Genomic DNA, 564 nt, shown 5'->3' with positions numbered 1-564 from the left:
GTGATCGTCTTTGTTGGTCAGGGTGATGGTGTAAGTGATCGCACCGCCTTCGGTGACCGAAGGCGTAGCGGTCAGCTTGGCCACCACGTCATCCGTGGTGTCAGTCACTTTGACCGACGCCGCATCGCCCAGCTGCAGGTTTTCGAAGTCACGGCCGTCAACATCGACGGCGGACTTGATACCCAGCTCGATTTCGCCGGCGTCTTTATAGACGTCATCGCCTTGCGCGTCGTGGGTGTACGGCGCGCTGGTTTCACCGGCCTTGATGGTCACAACCGCATTGTTGCTCAGCGTCACAATCAAGTCGTGAGCCAGGGCAGTATTGATGTGAACGGTGAAGGTCGGCTTCACGTTCTCAGCAACCGAAACCTGGTCAGCGGTGATGGTGACTTTGACCAGATCACCTTCGTTGCCAGCGCCTGGAGTACCCGAGCCTGGCTCGTCAGTAACAGTGGTGCTGACCGGGGTTTTGTCCAGAACCAGGTTCTCGAACTTGCCAACATCCGTGCCATCAACGGAAGCGATCGATTTGATCACTGGGTCGTTGGTACCGGTGTAGACGTT

The 564-nt window shown here is 57.1% G+C and carries 1 protein-coding gene; it reads right to left on the bottom strand.

Annotated elements, in window-relative coordinates; translation table 11 throughout:
- The coding region (locus OO306_RS28060) for an immunoglobulin-like domain-containing protein (RefSeq protein ID WP_265970388.1) at window positions 1-564 on the bottom strand (564 nt) is incomplete at both ends.

This window comes from Pseudomonas sp. DCB_AW, from assembly GCF_026240895.1.
In the GTDB taxonomy this organism is placed as follows: domain Bacteria; phylum Pseudomonadota; class Gammaproteobacteria; order Pseudomonadales; family Pseudomonadaceae; genus Aquipseudomonas; species Aquipseudomonas kermanshahensis.
The sequence above is the reverse complement of the archived record's forward strand: the minus strand, read 5'-3'. Positions and strand labels throughout refer to the sequence as shown.